The organism is Botrimarina mediterranea (genome assembly GCF_007753265.1).
Taxonomy (GTDB): domain Bacteria; phylum Planctomycetota; class Planctomycetia; order Pirellulales; family Lacipirellulaceae; genus Botrimarina; species Botrimarina mediterranea.
In genome coordinates, this window is record NZ_CP036349.1 from 3,908,598 (window position 1) to 3,934,084 (window position 25,487).

The 25,487-nt window shown below is 65.5% G+C and carries 18 protein-coding genes; 11 read left to right on the forward strand and 7 right to left on the reverse strand.

Annotation, left to right across the window (positions count from 1 at the left end):
* Window positions 1-21: 21 nt before the first annotated feature.
* Together vsr and Spa11_RS15005 are read right to left on the reverse strand one after the other, a co-directional pair.
* Window positions 22-489 carry a DNA mismatch endonuclease Vsr gene (vsr, locus tag Spa11_RS15000; RefSeq protein WP_145113660.1) on the reverse strand — a complete coding sequence of 156 codons (468 nt, stop codon included), beginning with the start codon at window positions 487-489 and terminating at the stop codon, window positions 22-24.
* A 139-nt stretch (window positions 490-628) separates the two neighbouring features.
* The gene (locus Spa11_RS15005) at window positions 629-1,993 is read right to left on the reverse strand and encodes a vitamin K epoxide reductase family protein (RefSeq protein WP_145113662.1); all 1,365 of its coding nucleotides are present in this window, start codon (window positions 1,991-1,993) and stop codon (window positions 629-631) included.
* A 270-nt stretch (window positions 1,994-2,263) separates the two neighbouring features.
* Here Spa11_RS15005 and Spa11_RS15010 point away from each other — a divergent pair, with 270 nt between their 5' ends.
* Both Spa11_RS15010 and Spa11_RS15015 read left to right on the forward strand, forming a co-directional pair.
* Window positions 2,264-3,367, forward strand: coding sequence for a phytanoyl-CoA dioxygenase family protein (locus Spa11_RS15010; protein WP_145113664.1), 1,104 nt, complete (start codon window positions 2,264-2,266; stop codon window positions 3,365-3,367).
* Between the two features lie 26 nt (window positions 3,368-3,393).
* The gene (locus Spa11_RS15015) at window positions 3,394-4,302 is read left to right on the forward strand and encodes an SDR family NAD(P)-dependent oxidoreductase (protein WP_145113666.1); all 909 of its coding nucleotides are present in this window, start codon (window positions 3,394-3,396) and stop codon (window positions 4,300-4,302) included.
* A gap of 22 nt (window positions 4,303-4,324) precedes the next feature.
* Here the strand turns inward: Spa11_RS15015 and Spa11_RS15020 are convergent, their stop codons facing one another.
* Window positions 4,325-5,047 carry a hypothetical protein gene (locus Spa11_RS15020; protein ID WP_145113668.1) on the reverse strand — a complete coding sequence of 241 codons (723 nt, stop codon included), beginning with the start codon at window positions 5,045-5,047 and terminating at the stop codon, window positions 4,325-4,327.
* A gap of 723 nt (window positions 5,048-5,770) precedes the next feature.
* Between Spa11_RS15020 and Spa11_RS15025 the strand changes: the two genes are divergently transcribed.
* The 5 genes from Spa11_RS15025 (at window position 5,771) to Spa11_RS15045 (ending at window position 14,504) form a co-directional block, all read left to right on the forward strand.
* Window positions 5,771-6,856: an NAD(P)/FAD-dependent oxidoreductase gene (locus tag Spa11_RS15025; RefSeq protein ID WP_197529422.1), complete on the forward strand. Its 1,086-nt coding sequence runs from the start codon at window positions 5,771-5,773 to the stop codon at window positions 6,854-6,856.
* Between the two features lie 119 nt (window positions 6,857-6,975).
* The gene (locus Spa11_RS15030) at window positions 6,976-8,541 is read left to right on the forward strand and encodes a sialate O-acetylesterase (RefSeq protein WP_145113672.1); all 1,566 of its coding nucleotides are present in this window, start codon (window positions 6,976-6,978) and stop codon (window positions 8,539-8,541) included.
* A gap of 181 nt (window positions 8,542-8,722) precedes the next feature.
* Window positions 8,723-10,087 (forward strand): ATP-binding protein, encoded by a 1,365-nt coding sequence (locus Spa11_RS15035; RefSeq protein ID WP_197529423.1) that lies wholly within the window; start codon window positions 8,723-8,725, stop codon window positions 10,085-10,087.
* 5 nt (window positions 10,088-10,092) lie between these two features.
* Window positions 10,093-13,356 (forward strand): tubulin-like doman-containing protein, encoded by a 3,264-nt coding sequence (locus Spa11_RS15040; protein ID WP_197529424.1) that lies wholly within the window; start codon window positions 10,093-10,095, stop codon window positions 13,354-13,356.
* Window positions 13,357-13,406: 50 nt separating this feature from the next.
* Window positions 13,407-14,504: an EAL domain-containing protein gene (locus Spa11_RS15045; protein WP_145113676.1), complete on the forward strand. Its 1,098-nt coding sequence runs from the start codon at window positions 13,407-13,409 to the stop codon at window positions 14,502-14,504.
* Window positions 14,505-14,574: 70 nt separating this feature from the next.
* Here Spa11_RS15045 and Spa11_RS15050 read toward each other — a convergent pair whose 3' ends face one another.
* Window positions 14,575-14,937, reverse strand: coding sequence for an STAS domain-containing protein (locus Spa11_RS15050; protein ID WP_145113678.1), 363 nt, complete (start codon window positions 14,935-14,937; stop codon window positions 14,575-14,577).
* A 184-nt stretch (window positions 14,938-15,121) separates the two neighbouring features.
* A complete protein-coding gene (locus tag Spa11_RS15055; protein WP_145113680.1) occupies window positions 15,122-15,661 on the reverse strand; it encodes a PSP1 C-terminal domain-containing protein in 540 nt (179 codons plus the stop codon).
* 209 nt (window positions 15,662-15,870) lie between these two features.
* Between Spa11_RS15055 and bioB the strand changes: the two genes are divergently transcribed.
* The 4 genes from bioB (at window position 15,871) to Spa11_RS15075 (ending at window position 22,499) form a co-directional block, all read left to right on the forward strand.
* Window positions 15,871-16,914: a biotin synthase BioB gene (gene bioB / locus Spa11_RS15060; RefSeq protein ID WP_145113682.1), complete on the forward strand. Its 1,044-nt coding sequence runs from the start codon at window positions 15,871-15,873 to the stop codon at window positions 16,912-16,914.
* Window positions 16,915-17,538: 624 nt separating this feature from the next.
* Window positions 17,539-19,908 carry a CARDB domain-containing protein gene (locus Spa11_RS15065; RefSeq protein WP_145113684.1) on the forward strand — a complete coding sequence of 790 codons (2,370 nt, stop codon included), beginning with the start codon at window positions 17,539-17,541 and terminating at the stop codon, window positions 19,906-19,908.
* 309 nt (window positions 19,909-20,217) lie between these two features.
* On the forward strand, window positions 20,218-21,507 hold the full coding sequence (locus Spa11_RS15070) for a cytochrome c peroxidase (RefSeq protein WP_231932960.1): 1,290 nt from the start codon (window positions 20,218-20,220) through the stop codon (window positions 21,505-21,507).
* Between the two features lie 308 nt (window positions 21,508-21,815).
* Window positions 21,816-22,499: a hypothetical protein gene (locus Spa11_RS15075; protein WP_145113689.1), complete on the forward strand. Its 684-nt coding sequence runs from the start codon at window positions 21,816-21,818 to the stop codon at window positions 22,497-22,499.
* Window positions 22,500-22,539: 40 nt separating this feature from the next.
* On the opposite strand, the gene Spa11_RS15080 is transcribed toward Spa11_RS15075, so the two are convergent.
* Both Spa11_RS15080 and Spa11_RS15085 read right to left on the reverse strand, forming a co-directional pair.
* Window positions 22,540-24,048, reverse strand: coding sequence for a PAS domain-containing protein (locus tag Spa11_RS15080; protein ID WP_145113691.1), 1,509 nt, complete (start codon window positions 24,046-24,048; stop codon window positions 22,540-22,542).
* Between the two features lie 84 nt (window positions 24,049-24,132).
* Window positions 24,133-25,470: a DUF2254 domain-containing protein gene (locus Spa11_RS15085; protein ID WP_145113693.1), complete on the reverse strand. Its 1,338-nt coding sequence runs from the start codon at window positions 25,468-25,470 to the stop codon at window positions 24,133-24,135.
* Window positions 25,471-25,487 lie beyond the last annotated feature (17 nt).

The window sequence follows — 25,487 nt, forward strand, 5'->3', positions numbered from 1 at the left end:
GCCAAGGAGACGTGGCCGCGGCTAGCGCCGACGGCTCACGACGTAGTCTTTTAAGCGAGCGGTGAGCCTGGGGGGAAGGCGGCGTGATTTGAGGCGGCATTCCCAGATGGTCCAGACGGAGTAGCCCAGCTCGCGCAGTTCACGGGTGACGCGGCGGTCGCGGCGGCGGTTGCGGGTGATCTTGGCGGTCCAGTAGGCGCGGTTCGTCTTGGGCGTTCGGGCGCCGCGCGGACAGTCGTGGGCGTGCCACCAGCAGCCGTGCACGAACAGCGCCAGCGGTTGGCGGCCGCGTTTCTCGACGACCCGGCCCCGCCCTGTGATCACAAAGTCGGGCTTGCCGGGGAGCGCAGCGACTTCGCGACGGTAAGCGACGCCCAACTCATCGAGCAGCGCTGCGACGAGCAACTCGGGCTTCGTGTCGCGGCTCTTCACCGCCCGCATCGTACGGCTGCGCTCGGCGGACGGTTTAGCGATGCGCGCTGTGGGCATAGTGGGGCGGTGGTGAGATTCGTCGAACCCTCACGTTAACGCACTATCACGATTGACGGCGAGCCCACGATGTTAATCGTGGGTGTGAGCTTGGTACCCACTTCCCACCCACGATTAACATCGTGGGCTCGCCATCGGATTAGAACGGGACCGGGTCCGTTGGCGTCTGTAACCCAAACGCCTCCGCCCAGGTCTCGCACAACTCATCGACGGTGTCGGGGGGCCCCGCGATTACTTTGTTGCCGAGGATCTGCGCCGGCAGACCGAAGCGGCCTTGCTTGGCGATCGCGGCGGAGAGCGCGACGTGGTTCTTCACGCGCGCGGCGAGCGAGCCGTCTTCATCCACCAGCGCGCGGCTGAGCTTGTCGCCATCGACGTGATTGCGGGCCTCGATCAAGGACGCTGTGCTGTTGGGTATCGAGTCGCCGCGGAGCATCCACTCGTGGAAGGACTCGAACTCATCGGGGGCCAGCGTCGATACGGCGAGCGCTAGCTTGGCCGCGTAACAGGCGCCGAGCGACTGCTTGCGGGCCTTCTGCACGTAGGGGTTGCAGGCGATCTCGTTCGGCACGGGCATCACGACGACGGCGATCTGGCCATCGAAACGCTGCAGCGCCTCGGTGAGCTTCTCATGGAACTCACGGCAGTGGGGGCACGCGTAGTCCATCATCTCGATGACGATGTGCGGCGCGTCGGGCGAGCCGAGCACGGCCTGCTCGTAAGTGTCGAACTTGAGCCGGCCGTTGAGCGCGGAGAACATCCGCGAACCGCCCTTCCGCCGGGCCGGCTTGGCTACCTCTCGTGGCGCGACAGGTTCATCAGCAACCGTTGCTTCGGACTCGGGCTCTTCGATTGCTTCGACATTTTCGTTAAGTGTGGCGTCACCGAGGTCGAACTGCTCGTTGATCTCGGCCGTGTACTCAGAGACCGTTGGGGCGGCGAACATCGTCTGCCCGCCGGCTAGCACGATGACGCCCAGAAGGCCTAGCACCGTCGGCAGGCCGAGCGTCGGCGGGCCTTCGGCGGCGTGGGCAATCGTCGGCGACGCGGCAATCGGCGAGAGGGCGACCGGTCGGGGGCCGTCCACCGACGCCTTGTTGCGCCAGACGATCATCGCGATCGCCATGGCTAAGCCGCAGGCGTGCGTCGCCAGGCACCAGACGCAGAGGGAGCCGACCTCGACGAACTGGACGCCGGTGAACCAGAGCCCTGCCCCGATCGCTAGCGGCGCCGTGAACTCCATCAGTCGCCATCCAGCGGTCGCCAGCGCGCCACGGCCTCCGGCCAAGAATGATCCAACGAGCGCCAGCGCGTAGCAAACCACTCCGCCCGCCGCGACCGGCACGCCAAGCCACTTGGCCCAAGGGCTAGCGAGCACCGCATCGCAGTCCGCGCCCGAGAAGGCGTTGCAACCAACGACGGGCTGTAGCGTCGCGCTGGCCCACAGCAGGTAAGCCGACAGGCCCACCGCGGCAGCCGCTAGCAGTCGAGTGATCCAAGCCATCGAAGAAGCCGCCCAGCCGAGGGGGTAGCAAGAGGAAACGGGCGATCGTCGGCGCCGTGGGCGCGCGTGAATCCGCCAGTATACGTCGGGCGTGAGGAGTTTGCCGGCGCCGGCGCCGGCACGACCGGACTAAGGGCGCGACCGGTTCAATCGTGCTGACCGCAACGCCGATAAGAAGTAGGTCGCCACGAGGCGCCATCCAGACCGCTGCTGGTCCCTTCCGCGGACCGCCGGTCGAATCGAAGGCCTTTTTGCAGGGAAGTGCTGGCTATGAACATGGCCCCGAAGGTCCGTCCGCTATGGCAACGCGCCCCGATCGTCGGCGCCCTGAGCGCCCTGCGGGCCTACCAGGCCATGCGGCTGCCGACGCGCATCCTGCCGCGCGACATCAAGGCGATCGTCCGCAACTGGGACCCGCGGATGTTCCACCAGCTGATTCGCTCGGGCGTGACGTCGGCGTACATCGACCAGCCCTGCGAGTTCCGCCAGCCGGCCGTCGTCGCCCCCAAGGCCGAGGTCGCGCCGGAGTACCGGCTGACCCAGGAGCAGCTCGAGTCGTTCTACACCCGCGGGTTCATCGGCCCGATCGACGTGTTCACGCCCGAGCAGATGCGGGACTTCAAGAAGGACCTGCTGGCGATCGAGGGTGAGAAGTCGCAGACCTACGGTTTCGTGACGCCGCGTGACCGTCATTTCGAGATGCCGCGGCTGTGGTACTACATGAAGTCGCCGGCGGTGACGGACCGGATCGCCCAATTGCTGGGCCCGGACCTCAACTGCTGGCGTTCGCAGATTTTCTACAAGGGCCCGGGCTCGCCCGCCATTCAGTGGCACCAGGCAAGCACGTTCATGGTCGAGGACTACCAAGACCCGGCCCTGTTCCCCGCCGACCGGAACGAGCTGTTCCAGATCACGGCCTGGATCGCCGTCGATGACTCGACCCACGAGAACGGCGCCCTAAAGTTCGCCTCCGGGACGCACAGCCGCATCCGTACGATCAATTTCGGCGGCAAGGAAGGGTTCTACAACGCGGCGTTCGAGCTCGACTTCCGTGAAGAGGACCAAGAGATCGTCGAGATCCCCTGCCGTGCGGGCCAGATGATCCTGTTCACCGAGCGCTGCATCCACGGCTCGGCGGCGAACAAGACCGACAAGCACCGGATCGCTTTCAACCTCCGGGCGGTCCCGACGAACGTCGCTGTTTATCCCGGCAAGAAGTACTACCGCAGCGTTTACAACGGCGGCAAGTACCACCTCGACAAGTGGGGCGTCGCGCTGCTGCGCGGTGAGGACCGTCACCAGCTGAGCCGCACCATTCCGGCCGAGATGCTCGAGCGCGGCTACGACGCCATGCCGACACGGCTGGCCGCCTAACTCCTCCCCGGGCAGCCGGAACCTCAATGCGACCCCTCGCCGGTAAGACCGCACTCGTGACCGGCGCCGCCCGCGGCATCGGCCGGGCGATCGCATTGCGGCTGGCGGTGAAGGGCATGCGGCTGGCGCTGGCGGACCGCGACATGGCGCGGCTGGCGCTGACGGTGCGGGAGGTCCAGGGCTACGGCGTCGAGACCCACGCCTGCGACTGTGAGCTAACCGACCCGGCGTCGGTCGATGACCTGGCCGGGTCGATGCTGCGGCGCTGGGCGGGCGTGGACCTGCTGGTGAACAATGCCGGGATCGCCCATTACGGCCCGGTCCATGCGATGACCGAGGCGCAGATCGATCGGCTGTTGGCGGTCAACTTCCACGCCCCGATCCGGCTGACGCACGCTCTGCTGCCGGCGCTGCTGGCCCGGCCCGAGTCGCACGTGCTGAACGTGGGGAGCGTCCTGGGGCTGGCGGTGATGCCGAAGGTGGCCCTGTACTGCGCGTCCAAGCACGGCTTGGTGGGCTTCAGCGAGACGCTGCGGCTGGAGTACGGCCGTCAGGGGCTCGGCGTGACGACGCTCTGCCCGGGCTTCGTCCGCACGGCGATGATCGACTCGGCGCCGGTTGCGGGGGCGCCGCTGCGGCAACCGCCGTGGGTCCTCTGCGTGACGCCCAATCAAATCGCCCGCGCGGCGGTGGCGGGCGTCGAGCGGAACCGTCGCCGCGTCGTGGTCGATCCCGTCGGCCGCTGGTTGCGGGGCGCGATGGGGCTGGCGCCGGGCGTGTTCGACTGGATGAACTCGCTCGGCCGATCGAAACGGGTGGCCGAGAAGCGGGCCGAGCTGGCGGCGCTCGGCGCTAATAGAGAAGCGGCTCTGCGGATCAAGCTGGGGATTGCCCCAGAAGAGACGCCGCTAAGCGGCAAGCCGATGGCGGCTTAGCGGCGTCAACAGCGACGCCAGCTCAACACGCATGGTGCCGCCGCTTGACCTTCTGCTTCGGCCGACGCGACGCGGCGCCGCCGGTGCCGCGGTAGCCGTACTCGGTGGCGAACCACTCGGCGTAGCGCTCACGATCGATATAGCTGCTGTTGCGGTCGTCGAGCAGGTGGCCCAGCTCGTGGATTAGGATGTTGTTGAGGTAGAAGTCGCGGATCGCGGACTCACTCCAGGTGAGCGTCCAATAGCCGCCGTCCCCCTCGTTCCACTTCCCGCCGTACATCTTCGATTCGTTGTAGATGGCGGGCGTCGGCGGTTGGCCGAAGTACTCGACGAGCGTCTCGTCGATCGGATAGAGGTACAGCGCGGGCCCCCACTGCATGCCATAGCACGGCAGGGACTGCTTCTTGCGGGTCATCCGGCTGAATTGGACCACTTCGAGGTCGACGAGGAACGATTCGGGCAATTGCGACAGCCGTTCACGCACGTCCTCGGGCGTGAGGACGTGGCGATAGCCCTCACCGGGCCGCTGCACGATGACGCGGTAGCCGTCGCACTCTTCGGATGGCTCGTGCCAGTCTTCAGGCGGTGAGAATGGTAGCGCGAGGTTGCGCTTGGCGACGCCGCGACGTGACTTGGGCTGCGAGTCACGCGCGATGCGCGCTGAAACGTTGGTATTGCTACGACGTGCCTGTCGCGCGGGCTGCTTCCCGCGGAAGTCGCTGCGTGTTGATCGAGAGGCGGCCATGACGTCGGGGGGATAACGTTCATCTTCACGGTGACAACGCCGAACTCGATCAATTGGCCTCCTCTCCAATCGCGCTCGTCACGTGACATGCGCGGCGTGTGTTGACTCGACGTACCTGTCGAGATGCGGCCGCTCGTGCCTTCCACTGCCGTGGGTGTTTGGGCGATCTAGCGAGCCACATCTTCATGCTATGCAGCTGGGAAACGGGGAAGCAAATAAACACATAAGTCACTACTGAATAATAACTTACGTTATTTCGACAGGCTGAAATCGGTGTGCAACCCCCCGGGAGGAAAACCACCCCACAGAGGGGATTGCGGTCCCCGTGCGTGACCCCGCAATCCGCAACTCCGGGCCCTGTCCCGAGTTATCGAAAGTGGTTTCTGAACGACCAGCCCGCCTTGCTCGACCCCCTCTTTCGGACCATGCGCAAAGCCGCACGTCGGAATAGGCGGAAAGGGCTGATCAGCGGGTGGCGCCGGGACGGCCACCCCCTCCGTAGAGGGTGTCCCCGGAGTAGCGTGCGCTGGCTGGACACCTCCGCCGACTCGCTAGTTCCGCCTCCGAGCAGCCGTTGGATGGCGTCCGGAGGGGACGGACACGCTACGCGACCGCACTTGCCGCGCCCCCGGTTCGATCGTGGGTAACGCTGATACGATGTAGCGCGGCCTGCGCCATTGAATGCGTCACCGATCGATTCTCTCCCACAGAACACCACGTCGTATGCCCAGCCGCGCCACTGCCACCGACCTCATCGTTATCGGCGGAGGCATCGTCGGTCTCTCCGTGGCGTATGAGTTGGCGGGCGCGGGGATGCGTATCACGCTGCTGGAACGCGGCGAGATCGGCCGTGAGGCGTCGTGGGCGGGGGCCGGCATCCTGCCTCCGGCGTCGTGGTATGTCGATCACCCGGCGCTCGACGCCTTCGCCATCGAAGCCAGCGCCGCCCACGCCGAGCTGTCGCAGCGATTGCTCGACGAGACCGGCGTCGATGACGAGTACACACGCTGCGGCGCCGTCTACCACCAGACGCCCGAGAACGCGGCCTGTCTTGCCGCCACCTTCGCGCGCTGGCGTTCGCTGGGCATCGAGGTGATCGACGAGGGCCCGACCTACCACGTCCCCGCCGAAGCGCAGGTCCGCAACCCGCGGCGGCTGCGGGCCCTGGCGGCGGCGTGTGCGGGGCGTGGCGTGCACTTGGTGACCGACACCCCCGTCAACGGCTTCGAGGTCGGCGCGGATGGCGTGATCGCCACGGTGCGGACGCCTAGCGGAACGATCCCGTGCGGAGGACTTTGCCTCTGCGCCGGCGCTTGGACGCCGGAACTCGCGCAGCTTGGTTATTCGCATGCCCCAGGCCGGCCGGTGACGGGGCAGATGCTGCTGCTGAGACCGGAAAAGCCGTTGGAGCAGATCGTCCATCGCTACCCGCACTACGCGGCGCCGCGTCGGGATGGGCTGGTGCTCGTTGGTGCGACGGTCGAGGAAGCCGGGTTCGACAAGCAAGTGACCGAATCGGCCCGCACCGAGCTCTTGCGGGCGGCGGAGCAGATCGACCCGGCACTAGCGAACGCCACGCTCATGCGGCACTGGGCGGGGCTGCGGCCTGCGTCGGGGGACGCGTTGCCGCAGATCGGACTCTTGCCCGGGTACAGCAACGCCTGGGTCGCCAGCGGGCACCACCGCAGCGGTCTGCAATTGGCGCCGCCGACGGCGCGGCTGGTGAGCGCCATGATCCGCGGCGAGCCATGTGATCTGCCGGCCGCGCCGTTCGATCCATCGCGGTTCGCGAGCGCTACGGTAGCGTGACTCACACTGGTTGAATCGGCCGGTAATAGTGGCTATTTCGATTCGAAGGCCGCCTCGGGATGCGTTAAAATACGCCTTCACAAGGTTGCCTCTCTTCCACGGTCATGCGAGCCCTCCCGATGCGATTGACGCCTGTCGTTTGCTCCCTCCTTCTCGCGCTCGTCGCTACCTGCGTCGCGACGGCGGAGGTCCGCCTGCCGTTTCTCTTCACGCACCACATGGTGCTGCAACGCGACCAGCCGGCGCCGGTCTGGGGGAAGGCGGCGGCGGGCGAGACCGTGACGGTACGGTTTGGGAATCAGGAGCAAGTGGCGACGGCCGACGAGTCGGGCAAGTGGAGCGTGACGCTCGACCCGCTGTCGCTCGGCCGGCCGCGGGAGCTGACGGTCACCGGGTCCGAGACCGACGAACCCGTCGTGGTGCGTGACGTGCTGGTGGGCGACGTCTGGATTTGCTCGGGTCAATCGAACATGGAATGGTCGATCGAGAACTCCAAGGACGGCGACCTCGACCTCACCGCGGCCAATCGGCGGCGAATCCGGCTACTCCAGGTCAATCAGATGGGCTCACCGACGCCGCTGGACGATGTCGACCAAGCCTGGAGCGTCGCCAACCGCGAGTCGGTCAAGTCGTTTTCGGCGGTTGGGTACCACTTCGGCGTGCAGTTGCAGCAGTCGCTCCACGTGCCGATCGGCCTGATCCGCAACGCCTGGGGCGGTTCGTCGTGTGAGACCTGGGTCCCGCTCGACAAGCTACAAGACGCGGCGATGTACGGCCCGCTGTTGGAACGCTGGAAAAAGGTCGAGGGAGAGCACGACGAGGCCGCGTTGCGAGCCGACTACGCTACAAAGCTCGCCGGCTTCTACGAGCAGCGCGACGCCGCGTACGCCGCCGGCAAGCCGTCGGGACGGGCGCCGTGGGTCGATAACCCGCTGTTCCACCAGCACCGCCCGGCGAATCTCTACAACGCCCGCGTGCTGCCGATCGTGCCCTTCGCGATCAAGGGCGTGATCTGGTACCAGGGCGAGTCGAACGCCGGCCGGGCGTACCAGTACCGCGACCTGTTCCCGCGGATGATTACGTCGTGGCGCGAGGCGTGGGGCCAGGGCGATTTCCCGTTCTACTGGGTCCAGCTCGCCGACTTCACGCCCGAAACCGCCGACCCGGTGAAGGGCTCCGACTGGGCCGAGCTCCGCGAAGCCCAGACAATGACCATCGACGCCGTCCCCAACGCGGGCGAGGCGGTCATCATCGACATCGGCGAGGCGAACGACATCCACCCGCGCAACAAGCGCGAGGTCGGCCTCCGGCTGGCGCGGCTGGCGCTCGCCGACACTTACGGCAAGAAGATCAAAGCGGCGAGCCCGCGTTACGAGAGCCTCTCCATCGACGGCGAGAAGGCGACGGTCACCATCGGCGACGTCGGCGACGGGCTCAAGACGTTCGACGGCGTCGCGCCGCGAGGATTTACCATTGCGGGCGAAGACCAAGTCTTCCATGCCGCGGCGGCCGAGATCGTCGATAAGTCGAAGGTCGTCGTCCACTCCGACGCGGTCCCGAACCCCGTCGCGGTCCGTTACGGCTGGGCCAACAACCCGGTGGTGAACGTTTTCGACTCTGCTTGGTTGCCGCTGACTCCGTTCCGCACCGACGATTGGCCGGGCGTGACGGCAGAGGCTCGGTAGCGAGAGTCGCGTCGCACTCTTCGTGCGGCATGCGCCGTTGGCGCCGGCTACGCGGGCCTCCGCAGGGCCGTGGTGAGTGTGGCTTTCCCGTTACGGTGACGTACGGTTCGGCAGAAGTTGTGTCGCCACTCGGCGCCGGATTTACCGGCGGAGAGAGGCGACGTTCCGACTGCCGACGCCGATGGTCTCGCTCGACTCTGCTTTCACCGATGGCGCTTTCACCGAAGGCGCCTTCGCCGACAACCAGCTCTTCTCGCCGCTACTGTCGGACGAGGAGTTCTGCCCGCGCGAACCCACGGACCTTGCGGAGACGGGGGTCAGCCGCGTGCTGCTCGAGGAGCTAGCGCTGAAGCTGCTGCTGCAGGTCGGCTCGGCCGCGGGGCGCGAGATCGGCCGGCGGATGTGCCTGCCCTTCTGTCTGGTCGAGCCGCTGTTAGGCGATTTGCGGTCGCGGCAGCTGATGTTCCACGAGCGGCAGGCGCCGCTGAACGACTACTACTACGCGCTGACCGACAGCGGTCGCGACCGCGCGGCGTCGGCGATGAAGACCTCGGCGTACGTCGGCCCGGCGCCGGTGCCGATGGACGACTACGTCCTGGCGGTCGAGGCGCAGACCATCCGCGCCGAAGCGGTCCAGCGTCAGCAGCTCGTGCGGGCGTTCTCCGACATCAGCGTCGAACCGGCGCTGCTCGATGTGCTCGGCCCGGCGGTGAACTCCGGCGCCGGCCTGTTCCTCTACGGCGCGCCGGGCAACGGCAAGACGACCCTCGCTAAGCGAATCACGGCCTGCTTCGGCAAGAACATCTGGGTCCCGCACGCCCTGATCGAAGACGGCCAGATCATCAAGTTCTACGACACCGCGATCCACACCCGGGCCGGCTCTGGGGACGACGACCTGGGGATGCTCGCCGAGGACGGCGTCGATCCGCGTTGGATCAAGATCCGTCGGCCGACGGCGATCGTTGGCGGTGAGCTGACGATGGACAGCCTCGAGATCCGCCACGACCCGGCGTCGAAGGTCAGCGAGGCGCCGCTACAGCTCAAGAGCAACTGTGGCTGCCTCTTGATCGACGACTTCGGCCGCCAACGCGTCGAGCCGACCGAGCTGCTCAACCGCTGGATCATCCCGCTGGAAAACCGCTGTGACTACCTGACGCTCGCCAGCGGCAAGAAGGTTCAGACGCCGTTCGACCAGCTGATCATCTTCTCGACGAACCTCGAACCCCACGAACTAGCGGACGAGGCGTTCCTACGCCGCATCCCTTACAAGGTGGAGGTGACGGACCCAACGGTCGATGAGTTCCGCTCGTTGTTCCGGGCGAGCTGCGAGTCGATCGGCTGCGCATACCGACCCGAAGCGGTCGACTACCTGCTGCAGAAGCACTACCACCCGCGGAAGATGCCGCTGCGGCGTTGCCACGCGCGCGACCTGTTGATGCAGGTGCGGAACTTCTGCGCGTACCAGGGCCTGCCCGTTGAGTTGCGGCCCGACTACCTCGACCGCGCGGTGGGGGCGTACTTCACGGCCCTCGGCGGCGCGAGATGAATCTCATGAACGACCCGCGAGAAAGCGTCGTGAACGACAACCACCAAAAGCCCGACGTGCTGCTCCCCGGCTACGAGCTGATCGAGAAGATCGGCGCGGGCGGTTACGGCGAGGTGTGGAGCGCCATGGCGCCGGGCGGGCTGCACAAGGCGGTCAAGTATGTCTTCGGCAATGAGTTCGACAAGCGCGCCATCAGCGAGATGAACGCGCTGCAGAAGGTGAAGTCGGTGCGGCACCCGTTCTTGCTCTCGCTCGAGCGGATCGAGGTGGTCGACGGCCGGTTGATCGTGGTGTCGGAGCTCGCCGACGGCAGCCTGCGCGACCGCTTCCGTGAGTGCTTCGCGGAGGGTCTCCCGGGCATCCCGCGCGACGAGCTGCTCGGCTATCTAGCCGACGCCGCCGACGCGCTCGACTACCTTGCGGACCGGCATGAGCTGGCGCACCTCGACATCAAGCCCGAGAACCTGCTGCTCGTGGCGGGGCACGTCAAGGTGGCCGACTTCGGCCTCGTGAAGAGCCTGAGTCTCCAGACGCAGGCGTCGCTGGTGGGCGGCATGACGCCCGCGTACGCAGCGCCCGAGGTGTTCCGCGGTGTGCCGACTCGCCATAGCGATCAGTACAGCCTAGCGATCCTCTACCAAGAGATGCTGACGGGCGCCCCGACGTTCGCCGGCGCCAACGCGGCGGAGCTGACGCTGCAGCACATGAAGGACGACCCGGACCTCCACTCGCTCGGCGGGGCGGACCGGTTCGCCGTGGCGCGGGCGCTGTCGAAGGACCCCGCGAACCGTTTCGACTCGGCCCGCGCGTTTGTCGCGGCGTTGCGATCGCAACCGACTTCCTCGGCGTTCGATGGCGCGGCGTGCAACGTCGCGAGCCCTCCCGAAAGCCGTGAAGCTTTCACGGCCCCGGCGGCGAATCGCTTTTCGGTGACCGAGGTCTTCGAGGACAACCCGGCCGAAACGGGTCCTGGCGGGTCGGAGCTCGCGACGGTGCGGCCCGCGCCGCTCGTCACGCCCAAGCCAAGCGAGGTCTCGGCGCCCGACGCCGACGCCTCGCCCTTCGCCGCGGCGCCGGCGGTCTTCATCGGCGTCGGCGGGACCGGCGCGCGGGTGCTCCGCGCCTTGCGCGCGCAGATGCGCGAGCGTCTCGGCGCCACCGCGCCGTTGCCAGCGGCACCGATGCTGCTCTTCGATACGGACTCGCGAACGCTGGCCGCTGCTTCCATCGGCGGCGATCGCGGCATCGGACTCGACGCCGGCGAAACGGTGTCGCTGCCCCTCCGGCGGCCGCAGGCGTACCGCGACAAGTCGGAGCTGCTGCTGCGTTGGCTCGGCCGCCGCTGGTTGTACAACGTCCCGCGCTCGCTACAGACCGAGGGCATCCGCCCGCTCGGTCGCCTGGCGCTGGTAGACCACGCGCGCCAAGCGTTCCAACGACTGCGATCGGTGGTCTCCGGCGCGATCGAGCCCGACAGCCGCGACGCCTCGACCGAGGCGATTGGCCTCTCGTTCGATCAACCCGGGTTACGGGTGTACGTTGTCGGTTCAACGGCCGGCGGGACCGGGTCGGGCATGTCGATCGACATCGCTTACGCGGTGCGTTCGATTGTGAAGCGACTAGGCGTCGAGGACGCGACGGTCATCGGTGTGATGACGCACTCGACTTTCCGAGAGAACAGCCGATCCGAACTCGCCCGGGTGAACTCTTACGCCTGGCTCAGCGAGTTTGAGCAGTTCCGCCAGAGCGATCAGGGCTACCCAGGCGACTCGAGTGTTGGGCTGCCCGAACACGAACGCGGCGTCGAGGCGTTCGACCACACTTACTTCGTGCCGCTGGGCGAGCAGATCGATACGCCCGCTCTGGAGTCCGCCGCCGAAGCGGTTGCGGAGTACCTGTTCGCCGACGCGTTCACCACGGGGCAACGCCTGCTCGACGCGTTCCGCGCCCAGCGCGCGGACGCCAAGGGTTCGACGCTGCGTTCGTTCGCCGTCCGTCACCGCGACAGCCAAGGCGATACGACACTCAGCCCGCTGGAGAGCGCTGCGGTTTCGCGGATGCTCGATCGGTGGGTTGGCGTCACTACGGACGAGCCCCCAGCGACGGACCTCAACTCGACCGACCAGGTGGTGCACGGCGCTGTGGCGTTCTTGGGTCGCACGCAGCTCGACGCCTCGACACTTGCGTCGAACTGCCGCTCGATCCTGGAAGCGTCGCTGGGCGGCGACGCGTCGGCGTACTTCGAGGCCCGCTTCGGCGCCGATCGGTCGCGCAACCTCGCCGCGCTCGGCGGCAAGATCGATGAAGGCTTCGGGATCGTCTCCGCCGACGACGAACCGACCAAGCTCGAACAGAAAGTGATCGACACGATCATCGAGCCGATGGTCAACAAGCTGGCGGAAGAGTCGATCGCCTGGACAATCGGCCGCGTCAACGACACGCAAGAACGCCTCGAGGGCGCCGATCGGGCGATCCGTTGGCTCGAAGATCACTTGAATGCCGTCGAGGCCGACCTGCAGAAGGTGATGGCCAACGTCGTTGCGGATCGCGCGCGGGTTGTGAAGAACAACGCCAAGGGCGACAAGTTCAAGCTCTTCCGTCTGAGGCTCGATCACGCCGCACTCGTCGCCGCCCGCCGGATCAGCCAGCGGTTGCGTGAACAATTGCGGGAGCTGCCGGCCGAGCTGACAACGCTAAGGGACGTGATCGAGTCGTTGCGTCCGGCAGTGAACCTTGAGGCGTTGGACGCCCCGCCGTCGGAGATCGAGCGGTTCTCGATCGCGCTCGAGCAGCGTCTGCAGGCGGATTACCTGACGTCGCACGGGGGGCTGCTCGGCGCACTCGCCGAAGAGACCCGCTCGCCATCGCTGGCGGGGACGATCGCTCACGGCGCGAAGCGGGTCGCCCGCGACGGGGCAAACGCCTCTCGGGCCGCCGCCGACGCCGCTTTGACGGCCGGCTTTGCCGAACCACCGCTGCAGGATTGCGGCGGCGACTACTGCCATCTGACGATCCAGCAAACGTCGCCCACCGACACCACCGAGGAGAGCGAGCTGCTGCTCGTCACCGAGATGGCGGGCGTCTCGCTGCCGCACCTCGCCGCGTCGCTGATTGGCGGACGCCGTGACTACGCCGCGTACGCCGAGCGCGTCCGCACACGTCGTGACATCGAGTGGCGCGACCCTGTTCTGTCGGCAGACAAGACGCCTTCGCCGCTGGTCTCGACGGTCGGCGTCTGCGCCGGCCCGATGGTGACCGCCGTCCTTTAACTCACCCCACGCTGCTTCGCCTCGACCGCGACCAGCCATCGACCATCTCCATGAGCGTTGCCACCCCCGAAGCCACGACCGGCGCCTGGATGCTTAGCGGCCAGGTCAGCGACGACGAGCCGATGCGTAGCTACGCCATCGACGCGTCGCCGTTCACCGTCGGGCGCCGCCCCGACCAGAAGCTCTGCCTCACCTCGCCAACGGTCTCCGGGGCTCATGCCGAGATCCTCTTCGTCGAAAAAGGGCTGGTGGTCCGTGACCTCGGCAGCACCAACGGCACCTTCGTCAACGGCGAACGGGTCCACGGCGAATGCCCGATCGGGCACGGCGACCTCGTGCAGTTCGCCCAGGTGGTGTTCCGCACAGGGCGCAACGCCGCGACGAACCACTGCCAGACGATCAAGGACGACTCCGCTGACCGTGCGTTATCGCTGATCCAATTCGACAAGCTGATGACCGAGCGGGCGGTCGTGCCGCACTTTCAGCCGATCGTGTCGATGAAGTCTCAGCAGGCGTTTGGCTACGAGATCCTCGGCCGCAGCCGGCTGTTCGGCCTGAGCGATCCGCAGACGATGTTCGGCGCCGCGGCGGTGCTCAATCTTGAGTCGGAGCTGAGCCGCATCTTCCGCGAAGAGGGCCTGCACCTCGGTTCGGTCTTGCCGGAACAGCACCTGCTGTTCGCCAACACGCATCCCAACGAGATCGAAGAGCCCGAGCTGTTGGAGTTCTCGCTGCGTGAGTTGCGTGAGTCGGCGCCGACGCGGCCGCTGGTGCTAGAGATCCACGAGAAGACCGCGACCCAAACGCAGCCGATGCGCGAGCTGCGGGCCAAGCTCAACGACCTGAACATCGGCCTGGCGTACGATGACTTCGGCGCCGGCCAGGCGCGGTTGATCGAGCTCGTGGAGGTCCCGCCCGACTACTTGAAGTTCGACATGGCGCTGGTGCAGAACATCCACGCCGCCTCGACTGAGCGGCAGAAGATGGTCGAGCGCCTGGTGCAGATGACGGCAGAGCTGGGCATCATCCCGCTCGCCGAAGGGATTGAGACACGCGAAGACCACGAGGTCTGCGCGCAGATGGGCTTCTTGTGCGGGCAGGGCTTTTACTACGGAAGGCCGGCGGCGGCGCAAACGCTCATCGGCTAACGCCCAAATGACCAAATCCGAATGACGAAGACATCAGAGCTTTCGTTATTCGGATTTCGTCATTCGTCATTCACCCAAACAGTCCTTTCTTCAAAAACGCCTTCCGCGCCGTCTCCACATCGGGTTCGATGCTGAAGAGCTTGTCGAGCCTTGTGATCTTGAAAACTTCTTTGATATCGGGCGAGACGTTGGCGAGTTTCATTTTCGCCTTGTAGCTGGTGACCTTCTTCTGGGTCTTCACCAGCTTGCCGAGCATGGAGGACGACATGAACTGGACTTTGGAAAAGTCTACGATGACGCGGCTTTCGGTGGAGGCGTCGATCGCTTCGTCGAGTTCCTGCTCGAGCTTGCCGATCTTCGTCTCGTCGAGCAGACGGACGTCATCGATCTGGATGAAGAGGATGCCGTCGCGGATCGCGGTGGTGATCGCCATGGTAGGGCCCGGAGTGGGGTGTGCAGGGGCGTGCAGTCTACTCCCTTTGCACTAGATTGCACGCCTTATGGCGTGGAACTGCGGGAGGCGTCTCCAGACACGGATTACGCGCACCATGCCTGAACGGTCTGGACGCCAAGATCGGGGTCTGGAGACCCCTCCCACAATCAACCCGCCCAACCGGCTAACGAGAGCACGCCGCCGCGACCGAGCAGGTGGCGCAGCCGCCGGCCGTTCCGCAGCCGTTCTTCGCCTCGGCGGTGCCGCATCCGGGGCCGCAGCCTTGCTCCAGCGTGTCGGCGAACTGCCCGAAGCGGGCCTCCGCGTCGTAGGCGGCGGCGAGCTCGGCGGAGATAGCCTCGGTCGCTGGGTCGACTTCTCCCAAGAAGTAGAAGTAGAGCCCGCGGCCGTCGAAGAGATGCTCCACGTCGAGCAGCACGGCGTCGGAACCGCGCTCAGCGAGCACTCGGAGACAGGCCCCGTAGGCGGCGTCGCGGTTCCGCTGGAGCCGTTCGGCGACCATCTCGTCCGAATCGGTCATCCGCCGCAAGAGAGGGCCGTCGGCGTCGCCAGGTCCTTGAGGGTCGTCGGCGAGGACCTCGCCCACCTCCAAGCCGCGGGCCGTGCGGACAACCACGCGCTGGCCTCGGGCGTATCGCAGGCCGTCCGCCGAGCGGAAGCGGCCGACGTGGCCCATGGCGCCGACGCGGATGAGGTGGTTCATATTGAAATGGTAGGGGATGCGAGTACTTTCTTCACTCCGGTCGCTGACGCTCCCGGCTCGCCGTTCATTTTGCCCCGGTCATTGACCGGGGGCTAAGTGGCCAGTGGCGCGATCGACCGGTGTGGCGCCACGCTGACACGTGGCATTGGTACGAGTTATCATGCCATGCCACGCCATACGAGCGAACCCCGCGAATTGACGATCTGCCGATGACCGCGATGCCGACGCAAGCTCCCCCCTGCCCCGCCCCGACCACCGAGCGGACCGACTGGTCGGCCCTAGCCGACCGCGTCCTGGCCGGTGACCACCTCACAGTGGAAGAGGCACGGGCGGTGCTGGCCTGCCCGGACGACGAACTACTGGCCCTGATCGACGCCGCCTACCGGGTCCGCCGTGAGCACTTCGGCAAGCGGGTCCAGCTCTACTTCTTGATGAACGCCAAGAGCGGGCTTTGCCCCGAGGACTGCTCGTACTGTTCACAGTCCAAGGTCTCTGACGCCGAGATCCCCAAATACAACCTGCTGAGCCGCGACAAGCTGCTGTCCGGCGCGAAAATGGCGGCCGAGCGTGGCGCCTGCACGTACTGCATCGTGATTTCTGCCCGCGGGCCCAACGAGCGGGAGATCCGCGCCGTTGAGGAGATCGTTCCGCAGATCAAGGCCGAGCACAACCTGAAGGTGTGCGCATGCCTGGGCCTGTTGACCGACGAACAGGCCAAGCGGCTCGCCGCGGCGGGCGTGGACCGTGTCAACCACAACCTCAACACCAGCGCCGAACATTACGCGACGATCTGCTCGACCCACACACACGCCGACCGGGTGCGGACGCTCGAGTCGGTGCGCGACGCCGGCATGGAGATGTGCTCGGGAGGGATCGTCGGCATGGGTGAAAAGCCGACCGATGTGGTCGCCATGGCGATCCAGCTGCGCGAGCTGGGCGTCCACTCGATCCCCGTGAACTTCCTGATCCCGATCGAGGGCGCGGTCATCGGCGAGCCAATTGATTTGGACCCGCGCTACTGCCTGAAGGTCCTGGCGATGTTCCGCCTCGTGAACCCGGACCGCGAACTCCGCATCGCCGGCGGCCGCGAGCTGCACCTGCGGAGCTTGCAGGCGCTTGGCCTCTACATGGCAAACTCCGTCTTTGTCGGCGACTACCTGACGACCGCAGGCCAGACGCCCCAAGCAGACTACGACATGATCGAAGACCTGGGGTTCGAGCCGGTGCTGCGCGAAGAGGTTGGCGCCTGCTAGCAGGAGTGAGGCTTGAGATTTAAGGCGTGGGGGTTGATGGGCCGGAGCTGAGCGTCTTGCTTAGTGTTACCCCAATGCAAAGAACCGGACGCCAAGGCGTGCCGGCTGATACTTTCGGCAGCGACGAATCAGCCGCGGGGCCTTAGCCCCCGGATAGTGCGGGCTACGCCTAGGCTTAGCGGCTCCCATCCGTGAACGCCTGAGCCGTGGGCGGTAGCACTCGGAGTGGAGGACGAGTTGCGCTGCACTCCGAGGGCTACCCAGGATTATGCAAGGGCTAGCAGTTACCACGTTCAGATAAGGACTTAAGCGTCGTCGGACTGCTATCGCAGCAGTGCATCATCGACGTAAGTCCTTTGTTAAACGTCCATTTGCTAGCAGTTGCATAATCCTGTACCGCCCACGGCTATGACGCTTGGGTTTGGTTCAGCGTGCTCTAGGCGCCACCATCCTTCGCCTATCCATGCCCTTCGGTCTGACGACCAACCCTCTGGACTCAAGCCTCAAATCCGCCTACCAGCCAACGCCGCAATTTACGCACACCACCCGTCTTCTCTGACCGGAAGATTCGTAGCTTTCGGCTCAATCCCCACCCCTCGCCGTGCCGATGTCGGGAAGGAGTGAGTGTCGATCCGTGCGCGGTTGCTAGCAGCGCCGCGCGCCACCAAGCAGGGATGTCTTGGCATGAAGCGGCTGATTGGAAGTCTGTTGACCGTTCTGTCCCTCGCCTACGCGCCCACCGCGACGGCCCAGGGTCAATCCGCCGCGGCGTCGCAAGGCGACCTCTACCCGGTGATGGCGACCGATCAGAAAGTCTCCATGCCGCGGATCAATCCGCGCGAGTTGTTGCCACGCAACTGGTTCGGAGCTGGTTCGCCGCGCCCTGCCACGCCGAAGCCCGCGGCAGTAAACGCAGCCGCAGGCGGTCCGACGGGCAGCGCCCAGTCACGACTGCTGCACGACGTCCGACGGAATGATGTCGCGATGGCGACCGACGGCCGAGTGCCGACGGCCCGCGCAGGCAGCGCTCTCTCGCCGGGCGCACCGCGCTCGGGCGCTGAGGCGGCTACGAGAGCTTCGACAAACGCCCGACTTGCGCGGTCGATCGCCGCCGAGGCCGCGAGCGCGGTGTCAAACACCTCGCCCACCCCGCGGCCCGTCCGCACGCACACGCCGGACGACATCGCCCCGCTTGTTGCCGGAACCAACGAGATCGGGCCAGCCCCCAGCGAAGCCACCCCACCGCCGGCGCCGATTCCCGCACCCGCTGAGGAAATCACGCCCATCCCCGCGGACGATTCCGCCGCCAACGACGCCCCTGTAGACGACGCCCCCGCCGAAGAGGAATCGGATCAGTTCGCCGAGACGGATTCCGGCCGCGTCAGCGTCGCCTCGAAGCCCAGCGCCACGACCAAGCTGCCGATGTTCATCGGCGATCGCTACAGCACATCCGACAAGGGTTCGTCCCTCGGCGCAACGGCGGCTGTCGATAAGAGCACGATTGAAGAGTCCCCGGCCGAGAGTCCCAAGGCGGGCAAGAACGCCGAGGAAGAGGACTTCTTGATGACGCAGAAGATGCCGGTGCTGGTGTCCAAGGTCGGCGGTCCGCGCACGATTGTCGTCGGCCGAGAGGCGACCTACCGTGTGCTGCTCGCCAACCGTGGCGATATCGCCGCCGAAGAAGTCGTCACCAACGTCAACGTCCCCGAGGGCGCCGAAGTCGTCGGCGTCGATTCGGTCGATGGCGTCATCGAACAGCAAGGGACGAGCGGCGTGGTTGTCTGGCGCACCAAGCGGCTGGACGTCGGCGCGGTCGCCAAGCTCGACCTGCGCCTCATCGCCCGCACCGGCACGCCGATTGAGCTGGGCGTGACCCACACCCACAAGCCGATCGACGGCACGACGCTGGTCCAAGTCCAAGAGCCGAAGCTCGCGCTGGCGATCGTCGGACCCGAAGAGGTGCTGTATGGCAAGCCGCAAACGTTCCGTCTGACGATCTCCAACCCGGGCACCGGCGTCGCGGAGAACGTCGCGTTGCACCTGACGCCGCCCGGCGGCGACGCCGACCGCCGCACCAGTCACGAGTTCGGCAACATCGGCGCCGGTGAAGAACGCACGGTCGAAATCGAGCTTACCGCCCGCGAGGCGGGCCAGCTCGCTGTTAACGCCTCGGCCAGCGCCCTCAACGGCGTCGCCGCCGAGCTTACAAAACAAGTCTTCTGTCGCAAGGCCGAGCTGGTGGTTGATTGGCGCGGCCCGGCAGACCGCTACGCCGGCGCCCCGACGGCCTATTACTTCCGTGTGAGCAACCCCGGCACCGCCGCCGCGCCTGACGTGGTGCTCGATGTCGCGTTGCCGGAGGGCTTCGAGGTGCTCCCCACCGAGGGAACGCCCGCGGCAAAGAACAACACCCTTGCGTACCGCGTTGGCTCGCTTGAGCCGGGCGCCGAACGGGTGGTCGAGCTGCGTGGCGTTCTGCGTCAGGCCGGAGCTAACACGATTGGCCTCCGTGCCGCAGCGACGGACGAGACGCGTTCCGAGGCTGTCGACGCCGTCACCGAGGTCGTCGCCCTGGCGGACCTGAAGCTCGACGTCATCGATCCGAAGGGACCCGTGGCGACCAACCAAGAGGTCGTTTACGAGATCCGCATCACCAACCGCGGATCGAACGACGCCCACGATGTGCGGGTCGTTGGCCTCTTCTCGGAAGGGGTCGATCCGCACCACGTCGATGGCGAGACGACCGACATCCGCGACGGACGGGTTGCCTTCCAAACGATTGAGCGTCTCGCGGCGGGCGAGAAGCGGGTCTTCAAGATCTACGCCCGGGCCCACGAGGAAGGGACTCACCTCTTCCGTGCCGAGGTGCTGTGTCGAGACCTGGAGATCAAGCTCGCCGCCGAAGAGACGACGCGATTCTTCACCGACGACGCGGTCAATGTCGCCGCCGAAGCGTACCCCACCAGCGTGGGGGCCCCGGTTTTTCCGCGGTAATCGCGCCGATCCGGCCAATCCGGATGGCTGAGTGGACGAACGATCGTCTCATAACGCAATCTTCATCAAAAATACTGAGGATTTGCCCAGCTAAGGGTGTTTCCGCGGTTGCAGAACGCAATTAGCATGGATCGACTGTCGCCCTCCGTAGCGAACGGATTTGGGCGCTCGACAGCAGCTTGTCCGGAACACCTCCTGATGTCGATGCAATCCACTTCTCGCCGCATTATCACGGCGACCTTGTTGGCTACTGTCTCTGCGCTGGGAATCTCAGCGTCTACGACCTTGGCTGCGCCGGGCGTACCCGCGTTGCCATCGACGAACGCCGACTATGTCGGCTACGCCGTCACGAATCTGCCAACCCATTTCAGTACGGGTCAGCTGGCTCTCTTCAACAACACACCGGTCGATAACCCGATCACCAACGCCGGCGCGACGCTGGGTCGGGTGCTCTTTTACGACAAGCGGGTTTCCCACGACAACGGCACGGCGTGCGCCTCCTGTCACCAACAGGAGTTCGCCTTCGACGATCCCGGCGAGAAGAGCACGGGGTTCGAGGGGGGCCTCACCGGGCGCCATTCGACGCCGTTGTCGAACGCGGCGTACTACGCCAATGGCCGGGCTTTCTGGGATGAGCGAGCCGCTTCGCTTGAAGAGCAGGCGTTGATGCCGATCCAAGATCCCGTCGAGATGGGAACGGACCTCGACCAGCTCCGCGGAGAGCTAGCCGCCACGGACTTCTACCCCCAGCTGTTCCAGGAAGCATTCGGCGACTCAGAAATCACCAACGAAAAGATCGGCAAGGCGCTGGCGCAGTTTGTCCGCTCGATGGTGTCGTACCAATCGAAGTTCGATGTCGCGCTCGCCGCCGGCCCGCCCGGATCGCCTGGATTCAACTCGGTGCTCACGCCGCAAGAGAAGCGGGGGCACGATGTCTTCAACAGCGTCGGCCGTTGCAACATGTGCCACGCGTCACCGGCCCAGATCGGGACCGAGCCGCATAACATCGGCCTCGATGCCGACAACTCCGCGGACGAAGGCGCCGGCGATGGTCGTTTCAAGACGATGTCGCTCCGCAACGTGGCGGTGCGTGAACACTTCATGCACGACGGTCGGTTCAGCTCGCTAGAAGAGATCGTCGAGTTCTACAACAGCGGCGTGCAGGACAACCCGGACCTGGACTTCCGGCTGAAGACAAGCACCGGTGACCCACTACGTTTGAACCTCACTGAGGACGACAAGGCGGCGTTGGTGGCTTTCATGGAGACGCTCACCGACACGGCCTTTTTGACCAGTGATCTGTTTACCGACCCCTTCGTGGCCCTATCGGGTGACTACGACGGCGACGGGCTCGTCAATGATGATGACTACGCTGTCTGGCAAGCGGACTACGGTTCCTCCGAGTCGCTCCTGGCCGATGGCAATGGCGACGGGGTCGTCGACGCCGCCGACTACACCGTCTGGCGGGACAACTACGGCGCGAGTTGGGAAGACTTCTTCTACTCAGCATCCGCCGCCATCCCCGAGCCCACCTCGGTCGCCAGCCTGCTGTTGGCGCTCTTGGTCGCCTTGCGCCCAGGCGTGCGCAAGCGCGTCTGACAATCGCTAGATTGGCTGCCAACGCTGAATTAAGCTGAGTTAACGACCTTCCCCCTCCACCGCTTCTTGCTAATGCCGCCGAAGGGCAGCCGTTCCAGCGCCGACCTCGCTGTGACGATTGCCGCGTCTCTCGACCCCGCCAGCACTCATCTGAATCGAGTGCAACACGATCGCCACAGCGATCACGCGCGGTTGGTGGCAACCTCACACTCTCTCAGTCGCGTTCTCCCTCCCACGACCTGATAGCGTCGAGAAGGAGAATCGCTCCGAGAGATTGTTGTCAGCGAGACCCGGTTTCAGGCGCCCCGATGGCGGTCCGCTCCCACACCGTGCAAATCTTCGACCACCCGTTCCCCTTCGGCGCACCCACCATGAATCGATTAGGCATCTATTTCCGAGCTACCTTACTTATCGCGCTATTGGCGTCGCTGTCGGCCACCTACGCTTCGGCGGCAAGCTGGATTGAAGCCGATGATGGGGACCTCTCGGGGGACTACCAGAACCCCACCGAGATCAATCTCGACTTGGGCGTCAACACGATCCGCGCGACGTCAGGCGCTACCACATCGCTCGACCTCGAGTACTTCCGCTTGAACTTGCCGGCTCAGGGACAGATCGACGCCATCATCTTGCGCGCCTTCGAGACCCTCTTCGACGGCACGGCTTTTATTGGCGTGCAAGAAGGAACCAGCTTTAGCTTTCCTGCCGATGAGGCCAACATGAAAGTTGGCGAGTTGCTCGGCTGGTCCCACTTCGGCTTGTTCGAAGGGGGCATCGATGGCGATATCCTGCCGGGAATGGGCACGAACTTTGGTGCGATCGGCTTCACGGGTCCGCTCACCGGTTCGAGCTACACGTTCTGGACACAGCAGCAAGGCATGGAGATCACGTACGAACTCGACTTTGTCGTGTCAGCTGTTCCCGAACCGGCGTCCGCCATGGCGGCGCTGAGCGCGATCGCGCTGTGCGGCATGCGCCGACGACGGGTTTGAGAGGATCGCCCTCGGGCCGCGCTCACCGGGCCGCCTCTCCTCACACCGGCTCACACCGGCTCCCTACTGCGGCGGAGGTGGACGCTCGAGCGGCGCCGAGTTCGGTGCGCAGAGCGACCTCCATCGACAACAGCGCTGTGAGCCGCTCGCCGGTCGTGTTCAACAGCTCGATGATGTCGTCGCAGTCTCGGCGCGCCTCGGCGACGATCCTGGCCACGTCCTCGAAGATCGCCTCGAAGCCCTGGGCGTTCTTCCGAGACGCGATGTCAATCTTGCCGTTGAGTTGGGCGGTCCGCATTTGATCAACCCGCCCGACGAGGTTGCACGCGGCGTGCTTCATCACGCCGATGTCGTCCCGGAGCGAGTGCAGCGCTACCAGCACCTTGTGGCACCGATCAACAAGTTCCTCGATAAGCGAGTCGAGGCTCTCGGCCACGAGCGCCTGATCACCGCCCGAGTCGCCTTCGAGCAGTTCCTCGACAAACGAACTGCAGACCTCGGACTCAAGTTGGGCGACGGCGACATCGAACGCAATCGCGCGGGCCGCGTCGCAAGCCGGGGTCATGCGTTGCATCAAGGTGGCGATCAGCCGGTCCGCGTCCTTCGATCGCTCGCCCAGGTTGCGTGACACCACCGAGAGCACGGCGCCGTCGTCTCCCAAACGCGACGCGCTGATGTGCGTGTTGAGGGACAGGAACGTCAGAGACGGGCCAAGCTCCTCCATGGCCTCGTGTTTCTCGACCAGCCGTGTGCTAAGCGATTCGAACACGTCGAGCGATCGAAAGATTTCGCCGAGCTGCTCGCGTAGATTCGCGAGCGACGCGTGCAAGTCGAGCAGGTCGCCCGCGGCGGTCGATTCCGATACGCGGAGCGAACTCGTAGGCCGGGCGTCGGCAATCCGCGACCGCGCCGTTAGCTCGGCGCAGAGAGCGGCGCGCATGAAGTCGTCGTAGCACTTGTATCCCAGAGACTCGACCGCGCCGCACAAGTGCTCCAGGGACTTCTGAATGGCGTACGGCTTGCCGTGTTCAATCTCAAGCGGCGATTCCACTGAGAGCGTATCGGCGTAAGCCTTCTTGACGACATCGAACATCGGGCTCGACGGGTTGAGCCTCACCGAGAGATACCCGTCACGACACGGCGTCACCGCGGCAAGGACCCAATAGTAACGCCCGTCGGCGGCAAGGTTCTTGACATACGCCGCAATCGTCTTGCCCTCTCCGAGATAGTCCCAGAGCAAGCGGAAGACGCCCCGCGGCATGTCCGGGTGGCGGATGATGTTGTGCGGCTGGCCGAGCAAATCGTGCTCGCTGTACCCCGACACCCGGGTAAAGACTTGGTTGCCGTAGCGGATTCGGCCCTTGTCGTCGGTGAGTGAGAAAAAAAGCTCCTGCGGCGCGAAGTGTCGCGACTCGTTGATGGGGCTGACTCGCGCTGTGATCATTCCTGGAACTCCGCCTTGGCCGGCGCCGACGTACGCGTCGCGCCTTCGTAAACGATACGTCACAGCGAGGCACAGCGTGTCGAGGCCGCCGATGCTGGTCGTCATCGGCGGGCGAATGCGGATCCCACCATCATCTAGTCGGTACGCGCGTTACCGTCGCGCAGAAGCTTGGGGGGGGCGTTGGGCGTTTCATGCCGTCGAAGCCGGATTCTGTGCAAGCGCATCCACCGCAGAGCCAAAGAAGTCTTCAATGTCCTTGATATCCCCGTCGGTATGCCCCGCGGTTCGGGCGCCCGCAAGGATCATCTCGGCCTGACGTCGCAGGGCGGCGAGCGACTCGGCATTACGCGGCGCGGAGGCGATTGCCTCGATGGATTGCAACAACCGCACCGTCACGGCGACGTCCGAGCGGCAGTGCTGGCGGATCTGGTTGAACGCCGCGTCGACAACGTCGGCGAACGCCCGGGGCTTCACGACCAGCCGGGGTGCCTCGTCGTCGTCACGCCAAAGCGATTGCGCGGGCTTCCTGCCGGCGAGACGCCGCAGCGTGCCGCTCAATCGATCGATGCAGGTGATGGCGGTGAACGGGTCGTTCACTCCGGGCGACAACGCGCGGACGGCGATCTCGACGAGTTCGACCACCGCACACTCGACGTCCTGCTGGGGCGTCCGCAGGTTGCCGATCATGAAGACGCTGCGGATGCGTTTGGCGTCATCCTCCTCGAGTCGATCGCCCGGCGACGCCGACACGAGCCGATCGCCATCGCGGACATAATCCCCAGGCCGGGCCTCGATCCTCAAGAGCACGTCGCGGCGTGTGGCAATATCGACGAGCGAATCGACATCGATTGCTTGCACGTAGCCGTCATACGAAGAAGGCGCCCCTTGTGACGATTCTTCATCGAAGCCCTCCCAGCATTCTCGCCAAGCAGGCGAATCCCCCCCCTCCTCGGCTTCGTCGTCGAGCGGGTCGGGGTAAAGACGACCGACGGCGTTGTCCAGTTCGTCGGCGACATCGGACGCGACGTTCTGCGTCTGCATCAGGCTCGCCACCTGGTGCGTGAAGAAGATGATGGCGACCAACGCGACAAGCACGAAGAGGTAAGCCGCATGGACCGAAATCTGTGGTATGAAGATTTCACCCTCGCGCTCGTCCACCGTCCGGAGCAGCAGCAAGCAATACACGCTCACCGAGAGGCAGATGCCGAGAGTCGCCTGCGTCACCGACTTGGCGAAGAAGTTCCTCAGCAGCCGCGGGCCGTGCTGTGCGGCGGTGATTGAGATCGCGACCGTGGTGGTCGAGAAGACAATGCCGGTGACCGTCACCATCGCCCCGGCGAGCGTACTGATAGTGGTTCGGGCCGTCTCGCCAGACACCTGGAAGCGGCCTGGTAGATTCCATTGAATCACCCGGTCAATCTCGGGCAACAACACGGCGAGCACGACGCCCGCCGCCATCATCAGCCCCGGCACAAACCAGAAGCTCGACGAGATGGCCACCCAAACGTTGACGGTACGGGCGCGCAATCGAAGCTCCTTATTGC

Coding starts and splice junctions, on each gene's coding strand:
- Spa11_RS15055 (WP_145113680.1), bottom strand. CDS start 15,661: ATGAACCACCTCATCCGCGTCGGCGCCATGGGCCACGTCGGCCGCTTC.
- Spa11_RS15040 (WP_197529424.1), top strand. CDS start 10,093: ATGAACGACCCGCGAGAAAGCGTCGTGAACGACAACCACCAAAAGCCC.
- vsr (WP_145113660.1), bottom strand. CDS start 489: ATGCCCACAGCGCGCATCGCTAAACCGTCCGCCGAGCGCAGCCGTACG.
- Spa11_RS15020 (WP_145113668.1), bottom strand. CDS start 5,047: ATGGCCGCCTCTCGATCAACACGCAGCGACTTCCGCGGGAAGCAGCCC.
- Spa11_RS15050 (WP_145113678.1), bottom strand. CDS start 14,937: ATGGCGATCACCACCGCGATCCGCGACGGCATCCTCTTCATCCAGATC.
- Spa11_RS15030 (WP_145113672.1), top strand. CDS start 6,976: ATGCGATTGACGCCTGTCGTTTGCTCCCTCCTTCTCGCGCTCGTCGCT.
- Spa11_RS15015 (WP_145113666.1), top strand. CDS start 3,394: ATGCGACCCCTCGCCGGTAAGACCGCACTCGTGACCGGCGCCGCCCGC.
- Spa11_RS15025 (WP_197529422.1), top strand. CDS start 5,771: ATGCCCAGCCGCGCCACTGCCACCGACCTCATCGTTATCGGCGGAGGC.
- bioB (WP_145113682.1), top strand. CDS start 15,871: ATGACCGCGATGCCGACGCAAGCTCCCCCCTGCCCCGCCCCGACCACC.
- Spa11_RS15075 (WP_145113689.1), top strand. CDS start 21,816: ATGGCGGTCCGCTCCCACACCGTGCAAATCTTCGACCACCCGTTCCCC.
- Spa11_RS15005 (WP_145113662.1), bottom strand. CDS start 1,993: ATGGCTTGGATCACTCGACTGCTAGCGGCTGCCGCGGTGGGCCTGTCG.
- Spa11_RS15035 (WP_197529423.1), top strand. CDS start 8,723: ATGGTCTCGCTCGACTCTGCTTTCACCGATGGCGCTTTCACCGAAGGC.
- Spa11_RS15010 (WP_145113664.1), top strand. CDS start 2,264: ATGAACATGGCCCCGAAGGTCCGTCCGCTATGGCAACGCGCCCCGATC.
- Spa11_RS15080 (WP_145113691.1), bottom strand. CDS start 24,048: ATGACGACCAGCATCGGCGGCCTCGACACGCTGTGCCTCGCTGTGACG.
- Spa11_RS15045 (WP_145113676.1), top strand. CDS start 13,407: ATGAGCGTTGCCACCCCCGAAGCCACGACCGGCGCCTGGATGCTTAGC.